Source organism: Pseudomonas congelans (assembly GCF_900103225.1).
GTDB lineage: Bacteria > Pseudomonadota > Gammaproteobacteria > Pseudomonadales > Pseudomonadaceae > Aquipseudomonas > Aquipseudomonas congelans.
In genome coordinates this window covers 178416-186188 of sequence record NZ_FNJH01000008.1, presented here as the reverse complement: position 1 = coordinate 186188, position 7773 = coordinate 178416, and the positions used below count along the sequence as shown (strand labels likewise).

At 61.8% G+C, this 7773-nt stretch carries 6 protein-coding genes; 3 read left to right on the top strand and 3 right to left on the bottom strand.

All coding sequences use genetic code 11. The annotated features are described in order from the left end of the window. Positions 1 to 93: 93 nt before the first annotated feature. Complete coding sequence (ilvA, locus tag BLR20_RS22595; protein ID WP_074595048.1) at positions 94 to 1629, bottom strand: threonine ammonia-lyase, biosynthetic; 1536 nt, start codon at positions 1627 to 1629, stop codon at positions 94 to 96. 239 nt (positions 1630 to 1868) lie between these two features. Between ilvA and BLR20_RS28170 the strand changes: the two genes are divergently transcribed. Beyond that, positions 1869 to 2183 carry a hypothetical protein gene (locus tag BLR20_RS28170; protein WP_054993573.1) on the top strand — a complete coding sequence of 105 codons (315 nt, stop codon included), beginning with the start codon at positions 1869 to 1871 and terminating at the stop codon, positions 2181 to 2183. 6 nt (positions 2184 to 2189) lie between these two features. On the opposite strand, the gene BLR20_RS22585 is transcribed toward BLR20_RS28170, so the two are convergent. Beyond that, on the bottom strand, positions 2190 to 3230 hold the full coding sequence (locus BLR20_RS22585) for an AraC family transcriptional regulator (protein ID WP_054993572.1): 1041 nt from the start codon (positions 3228 to 3230) through the stop codon (positions 2190 to 2192). Between the two features lie 2 nt (positions 3231 to 3232). Further along, complete coding sequence (locus BLR20_RS22580; RefSeq protein WP_010437307.1) at positions 3233 to 4366, bottom strand: carbon-nitrogen hydrolase family protein; 1134 nt, start codon at positions 4364 to 4366, stop codon at positions 3233 to 3235. Positions 4367 to 4574: 208 nt separating this feature from the next. On the opposite strand from BLR20_RS22580, the gene BLR20_RS22575 reads away from it, so the two are divergent. Both BLR20_RS22575 and BLR20_RS22570 read left to right on the top strand, forming a co-directional pair. Next, on the top strand, positions 4575 to 6614 hold the full coding sequence (locus tag BLR20_RS22575) for an NADPH-dependent 2,4-dienoyl-CoA reductase (RefSeq protein WP_054993571.1): 2040 nt from the start codon (positions 4575 to 4577) through the stop codon (positions 6612 to 6614). A gap of 84 nt (positions 6615 to 6698) precedes the next feature. Next, positions 6699 to 7643: a 1-aminocyclopropane-1-carboxylate deaminase/D-cysteine desulfhydrase gene (locus BLR20_RS22570; RefSeq protein WP_054993570.1), complete on the top strand. Its 945-nt coding sequence runs from the start codon at positions 6699 to 6701 to the stop codon at positions 7641 to 7643. The last annotated feature ends 130 nt before the right edge of the window (positions 7644 to 7773 follow it).

Sequence of the window (7773 nt, the reverse complement as noted above, 5' to 3'; positions counted from 1 at the left end):
CTATCGTGCCCATGCTCCGCGTGGGCATACCGGTCTGGACGCTCTGCGTCCTCTTGTGACGCGGAGCGTGAGGAACGAGAAGTATCCACGGCCTCAGCCCAGAAACAAGCGGTACGCCGGATTCTCGCTTTCGTCCCAATACCGGTAACCGATTTCATCCAGCGCAGCGCCGACCAGATGCCGCTCTTCCTCGGGCACTACCAGCCCGGCAACCACCCGGCCGTCAGCTGCGCCGTGGTTGCGGTAGTGGAACATCGAGATGGTCCAGCGCCCGCCCAGGCGGTTGAGGAAGTTGAACAGCGCGCCCGGTCGCTCCGGGAACTCGAAGCGCAGCACCACTTCATCATTCACCCGCTCGGCATGCCCGCCGACCATGTGGCGAATGTGCAGTTTGGCCAGTTCGTTGTCGGTCAGGTCCAGCACCGGGAAACCCTGTTCGGTCAGGCTGGCAATCAGGGCGCTGCGCGGGTCGTTCTCGGGATGGGTCTGCACGCCGACGAAGATGTGCGCCTCGCGGTCGGTGTGATAGCGGTAGTTGAACTCGGTGATCTGCCGCTTGCCGATGGCCTCGCAGAAGGCCTTGAAGCTGCCCGGTTGTTCGGGAATGGTCACGGCAATGATCGCCTCGCGACCTTCGCCCAGTTCGGCGCGTTCGGCCACGTGACGCAAGCGGTCGAAGTTGACGTTGGCCCCGGAGTCGATCGCCACCAGCGTCTGGCCGCTGACGCCGCGCTGCTCGACATACTTCTTGATCCCGGCCACGCCCAGCGCGCCGGACGGCTCGGTGATCGAGCGGGTGTCGTCGTAGATGTCCTTGATCGCCGCGCAAATCTCGTCGGTGCTGACGGTGATCACTTCGTCGACATAATGGCGGCACACTTCAAAGGTGTGATGGCCGATCTGCGCCACCGCCACGCCATCGGCAAACAGCCCGACCTGGCTCAGTACCACACGTTCGCCGGCGGCCATCGCCGCCTGCAGGCAGTTGGAGTCGTCCGGCTCGACGCCGATGACCTTGATCTCCGGGCGCAGGTATTTCACGTAGGCCGCGATACCGGCAATCAGACCGCCACCGCCGACCGGGACAAAGATCGCATCCAGCTGGCCCGGTTGCTGACGAAGGATCTCCATCGCCACCGTGCCTTGCCCGGCGATGGTGTCAGGGTCGTCATACGGATGGATGTAGACGAAACCCTGCTCATCGACCAGCTTCAGCGAGTAGGCCAGCGCTTCCGGGAAGGAGTCGCCGTGCAGCACCACAGTGGCACCCCGCGATCGCACGCCTTCGACCTTGATCTCCGGCGTGGTGCGCGGCATGACGATGGTCGCCTTGATCCCCAACTCACGCGCCGCCAGCGCCAGGCCCTGTGCATGATTGCCCGCTGATGCCGTCACTACCCCACGCGCAGTCTGCTCTGCGGGCAATTGCGCGAGCTTGTTGTACGCGCCGCGAATCTTGAACGAGAACACCGGCTGCAGGTCTTCGCGCTTGAGCAGCACCTGATTGCCCAGCCGTTCGGACAGCTGACGAGCGCCTTGCAACGGCGTTTCGATGGCGACGTCGTAGACGCGGGAGGTGAGGATTTTGCGTACGTAATAGTTGAGCAGATCGTGCGGGTCCTGGCTCATCGCGTCGCCCCTTTATACGTCGTCGCGCCTGGAAACTGGGCGAATGCGCAAGGCAAATCAATAATCAGGTCCAGAGCGGCGAGAAGGGCGATAGAGCGAGGGATTACGATCATGTCTGACTCCTGATTCGGCAATGTTGCCCGGGAGACAGAAGAAACCCGCCTCCAGGGCGGGTTTTTTGCAAACGTCGGCTAACCCGCCATGACTGGAATGACGGTAATAATAATCTGGCCGAGGTTGTGCTTGATGAGGTTCATGGGCTGGAGGTTAGGTCGACACCGGCATGCAAGTCAATAGCGTCAGTCCGCTACACAGGCGACAAGGATGCTGAATCGGTCACGGTCTTTTTCGTCTGTTTGACAGGAATCAACATTTTTATTTCACATTGGCACTTTAATGTTGATCTTGCGGTCAGTTATTTCAGCTTTGATTATCACCCCCACTCACTCAGCCAAGAGGGCGAAGAAATGGACGAATACCAGGAAGAACTACTTGAATACCGTGCATCGGAACTGGACCCGGTAGAGCCTGCCGACGACGCTACCGAACTGTGAACGGCTTCATGCGCTTTGACGCTGGCTGCGGCGAAACTCTCCCGGAGTCTGCCCGTTCCAGCGTTTGAAGGCGCGTTGAAACGCCTCTGCAGAAGCGAACCCCAGCAGGTAGGCGATCTCCCCGAACGCCAGTTCAGTGTCGCGAATGTAAGTCATTGCCAGGTCGCGCCGCGTGTCATTGAGCACTGCGCGAAAGCGGGTACCTTCCTCGGCCAGCTTGCGACGCAGCGTCCAGGTCGGCAGCTTGAGCCTCGTCGCCACTTCCTCGAGATCCGGTTCACTTCCGCCGTTCAATAGCGGCCCCAGCAATTGAATGATGCGTTCACGCAGGCTGCGGGTGCGGGTCTGTTGCTCCAGTTCTCCTTCGCATAACTGCAACAGGTGCCGCCAGGTGCTCGGGCAATGGTCCGGGTTGCGCAATGCCAGACTGCTCTGATCCAGGCGCAGTTGATTGGTCGCCGCGCCAAACACCACCGGGTTATCACTCAATACGGCGTATTGCGCGGCATAGTCAGGCGCTTCGAATTCGATCTCGACGCGTTGTGCGCGCAGTTCTGTACCTGCCAGCGTCGAAAGCTGACCCAGCCAGCCAGCTAAAATCGAGTCCACCACAAACCTGTTGTAAGCGTTATAGGGGCTGATTGAATAGAAGCGCATCCAGGCGCCGCCGGCATCCTCGTGGAAGCTCGACTGGCCGCGATAATTGGAGCCGTACAAGGGTTCAAAGCGGATCAGGTTGCGTGCCGCCTCGCGCACGTTGGGTGCCTGGGCAGCGGTGATACCGGCCAGGCCGGCCTGCGCGAAACGACTGAGCTGGCCCATGCGCAGGCCCAGCCCGGGCTGGCCGGTCAGCTGGATGGCTGCATGTCCCAGGCGCATGTAGCGCGGAATCGACAGCCGCGCCCCGGCCTGGCTCAGGCGAATGGGGTCAAGACCGTACTGCTCCAGGAGTGCGTCAGGGCTGCTGTCGAAACTGTTGACTGCATCGGTCAGGCTCTGGATGAAACCCACCGACAGATCACCGAGGCGCAGGGTCGGGGTCGGCATCGTCAAAGCCAGAGGTTGATCAGGCGCGCACCGCCAACGGCAGCATTTTCCTGCGGCGGCTCGGCGATCGTTTGTCCTGCGTGGCTGGCAAAACTTTGCCCGGCCACGCCTTGATTCCAGAACTGCCCGCGCATGAACACACTGATCCCCGCCTGCGCAGTGCTTTGCGGAGCACGCCCGGTCAACGTCAGCTGATGCCAGGCTTCGCCCTCGCTAGGGCTGTCGTTCGGCACGTCAATGTCTGAATGCCGCGGCTTGCGCCACGCTTCGGACCAGGCGGCCTTGCCGATCACAAAGGCCGGCACCGCAATCAATTGTGCGCCGCTACGGTTCAGGCGCGCGTAATTCTCCGGGTACCAACTGTCGCTGCCGATCAGCACACCCAGACGCCCGGCCGGGGTGTCGATCACATTCAACGGCGCGTCGCTTGCCGTGCGCACATGACGCTTCTGATAGCGGTCCGGGTACAACTGCCGCTGCGGCTGGCCGAGCGGCAGGCCATCGCTGCCAAACGTCAGGCTGCTGTTGTACAGGGCGCCGCTGCCGACTTTCAGTTGACCGCCTTCAACGCTGGGATCGGGCAGCACAATCGAGCCTGCCACCAGCGTGACGCCAAACTCTCTGGCCAGGCCGCCAAACAGCGCCTGATAGTCTCGCGCCATTGATCGGGCCTTGATCCGAAGGTAGGCGTCATCCAGACGGTCCCTGCCTTCGGCCTCGAGCATCGCCTTGATGAATTGCAGCGGATTGCTCCACGACAACCATTCCATGGCTTCATCCACCGTCGCGGCCTGATAGAGCTGATCCTTCTCGCCACTGGCGAACAGCCAGGTGCCGATATGTTCCGGCAGCACCACCACCGTGCGCGGATTGATCAGCCCATTGTCGCGGGCCTGTTGCAGATAAGCGGCGAGCTTGCGGTGCAGTCGCTCGGGGTTCTGATAATCAGTGGGGAACAGCTCGGGCTCGATCCCCAGCAGATTGCCGCGCTCACCGGGCTGGCCTTCATTGATGGCCAGGCGGATGCGCAGATCGGACAGGTAGTGACCCGCCGGACGTTGTCCGGTCCAGATCGCGTAGCTGACGAGGCTGGCAACGCTCAGCAGAACCAGACAGATGGCGAAGAGTTTGCGCATAAACAGATCGAATGATGGCCATCGGGAAATTGTCGACTAGGGTAGGGCGGCGCCGGGCGCTTGCCAAGTGCCGCTGCGCGTTTGGATCAATAACTTGTCACTTTCGGTCATTGAGTGTGTGGCGGTATGCGTCTTTACTGTTGCCAAATGAACCAGAGGATCCGCAGAGGTCCTTGCTATTCCGTGATTGACTCGATGGAGCTTCGCCATGACTGCTGCTCATTATCCGCACCTGCTGGCCCCGCTGGACCTGGGCTTCACGACCTTGCGCAACCGCACCCTGATGGGCTCGATGCACACCGGTCTTGAAGAGCGGCCGGGTGGCTTCGAGCGCATGGCGACCTATTTTGCCGAGCGCGCCCGTGGCGGGGTCGGGCTGATGGTCACCGGCGGCATTGCGCCCAACGAAGAAGGCGGTGTCTATGATGGCGCGGCAAAACTCACCAACGCTGAAGAAGCGGATCGCCATCGCATCGTGACGCGTGCGGTACACGAGGCTGGCGGCAAGATCTGCCTGCAGATCCTCCACGCCGGTCGCTATGCCTACAGCCGCAAGCAAGTCGCGCCGAGTGCCATTCAGGCACCGATCAACCCGTTCACGCCGCGAGAGCTGGACGAAGAGGGCATCGAAAAGCAGATCGCTGATTTTGTGACCTGTTCGACGCTGGCCCGCAGTGCTGGTTATGACGGTGTCGAAATCATGGGCTCGGAAGGCTACTTCATCAATCAGTTCCTGGCCGCGCATACCAACCACCGGACCGACCGCTGGGGCGGCAGCTATGAAAACCGCATGCGTCTGGCGGTCGAGATCGTCAGGCGCGTGCGTGAGGCGGTCGGGGCGCAGTTCATCATCATCTTTCGCCTGTCGATGCTCGATCTTGTGGAAGGCGGCAGCAGTTGGGAAGAGATCGTCGCGTTGGCCAAGGCAGTCGAGCAGGCCGGTGCGACCTTGATCAACACTGGCATCGGCTGGCATGAAGCGCGCATTCCGACCATCGCTACCAAGGTCCCGCGCGCCGCGTTCAGCAAGGTCACTGCCAAACTGCGCGGCTCGGTGAGCGTCCCGCTGATTACCACCAACCGGATCAACACACCGGAAGTTGCCGAGCGCATTCTCAGCGAAGGTGATGCGGACATGGTTTCAATGGCTCGTCCGTTTTTGGCCGATCCCGAGTTCGTCAACAAGGCCGCTGCCGGCCATGCCGAACGCATCAACACCTGCATCGGCTGCAATCAGGCCTGTCTTGACCACACCTTCGGCGGCAAGCTGACCAGCTGTCTGGTCAATCCGCGTGCCTGCCACGAGACCGAGCTTAATTACCTGCCCACCCTGCAGGTCAGGAAAATTGCCGTAGTGGGCGCCGGTCCTGCCGGTCTGGCTGCTGCAACCGTTGCCGCACAGCGCGGGCATGAGGTGACGCTGTTCGATTCGGCCAGCGAAATCGGCGGTCAGTTCAATATCGCCAAGCGTGTGCCGGGCAAGGAGGAGTTCGCCGAAACCCTGCGCTACTTCCGTAACAAAGTGCAGGAGACCGGTGTTCAGCTGCGTCTCGGTAATCGGGTAACCGCTGCAGACTTGCTGGGCGCAGGCTTTGACGAGGTGATTCTGGCGACCGGCATCGCTCCGCGCACACCGGCCATTCCCGGCATCGATAACCCCATGGTGTTGAGCTATCTGGACGTCATATTGCAGCGCAAGCCCGTCGGGCGCCGGGTGGCGGTGATTGGCGCGGGTGGCATCGGTTTCGATGTATCGGAATTTCTCGTGCATCAGGGCGTGGCCACCAGCCTGGATCGCGAGGCTTTCTGGAAAGAGTGGGGTATCGATACGACGTTGCAGGCTCGCGGCGGTGTCGCCGGGGTCAAACCCGAAGTCCACGCGCCGGCACGTCAGGTGTTTCTGTTGCAGCGCAAGAGTTCCAAGGTCGGCGACGGCCTGGGCAAGACCACCGGCTGGATTCACCGCACGGGGCTCAAGAACAAACAGGTGCAGATGCTCAATGCTGTGCAGTACCTGAAAATCGACGATGCAGGGCTGCATATTCGCATCGGCGAAGACGGCGAAGAACAGCTGCTGGCGGTGGATAACGTAGTGATCTGTGCCGGGCAGGACCCGTTGCGCGAACTGTATGACGACCTGCTAAACGCCGGGCAAAGCGTGCACCTGATCGGCGGCGCGGATGTGGCCGCCGAGCTGGACGCCAAACGCGCCATAGACCAGGGCTCACGCCTGGCCGCCACCCTGTGACAGACAATGCCTGATCAAGGGCTTCGCGACGCAGCCCGCTGATCGGCGAAGACCCTGAAACGGCTTGTCTGTAAACTGCGGCGCATGATGCTCGACGCCCTCGGCTGGCAACCTACTGCTCCCCTCGAACGCTTGAACCTGCCCTGGCTGCAAGAGGCCGGGGTCGAGGTTGCCATTCTGCGCCTGGACCTTATAGACGCGCTGATCAGCGGCAACAAATGGTTCAAACTCAGCGAGCACCTGAGCCTGGCTGTCGACGCGGGTGCCGAGGGATTGATCAGCCTCGGCGGTGCGCACTCCAATCATCTGCATGCCCTGGCTGCTGCAGGCAAGCGTTTCGGTTTCCCGACAGTCGGCCTGTTGCGCGGTCATGCTCAGCAGACGCCGACGGTGCTCGATCTGCAGGCTTTCGGCATGCAACTGCACTGGCTGGGTTACGCCGGTTATCGTCAGCGACATGCTGCGGGCTTCTGGTCGCCCTGGCAGGCCCGCTATCCAGGTCTTTATCCGATTGCCGAAGGCGGTGGCGGGCTTGCCGGTGCGTCGGGTTGCGGTCGGTTGCGGACAATGCTCGACGAGCAGCTCGCGCATCTTGGCTGGGACGATTATCACGGATGGTGGCTGGCTGCAGGCACCGGCACCACGCTTGCCGGCTTGCTGTTGGCAGAGGCGGGCGCTCGCCCGGTTTATGGGGCGATGGCTGTGCCCGAGGATCATGGGATCGCGCAAAACATCATGGCTGTGCTGAATGAGGCGGCTGGCGCGCAGGCCGATGTCGCGCATTGCCTGCCACCGACCTGTGTTTTGTTCGATGCCAGCCGCGGCGGTTTCGCCAGAGCCGACGCGGCGCTGCTCGGTTTCATTGCCGACAGTGAGGCGCAGAGCGGCGTACCTCTGGAACCCCTGTACACCGGCAAGGCTTTGCTGGCCCTGCATGATGAGGTGCTGGCCGGTCGTTTCGAGCCCGGCACCCGCCTGGTCTTCGTCCACACCGGAGGCCTTCAGGGACGGCGCGCGATGGGCCTGTAAACCACGTAGCAGAGCCGTTGGCATGAATTCTGCGCAGATCAATGGCGAGGCGTCGGCCATGACTACGTGGATGACACTCCTGGAGCGGGGCATCCGGTTCGCTGTCTCGATAATCGATCCGTTCCAGATC

Bases quoted from the DNA above. Each gene is read 5' to 3' on its own strand.
- BLR20_RS22570 (WP_054993570.1), top strand. From the start codon at position 6,699: ATGATGCTCGACGCCCTCGGCTGGCAACCTACTGCTCCCCTCGAACGC.
- BLR20_RS22575 (WP_054993571.1), top strand. From the start codon at position 4,575: ATGACTGCTGCTCATTATCCGCACCTGCTGGCCCCGCTGGACCTGGGC.
- ilvA (WP_074595048.1), bottom strand. From the start codon at position 1,629: ATGAGCCAGGACCCGCACGATCTGCTCAACTATTACGTACGCAAAATC.
- BLR20_RS22585 (WP_054993572.1), bottom strand. From the start codon at position 3,230: ATGCCGACCCCGACCCTGCGCCTCGGTGATCTGTCGGTGGGTTTCATC.
- BLR20_RS22580 (WP_010437307.1), bottom strand. From the start codon at position 4,366: ATGCGCAAACTCTTCGCCATCTGTCTGGTTCTGCTGAGCGTTGCCAGC.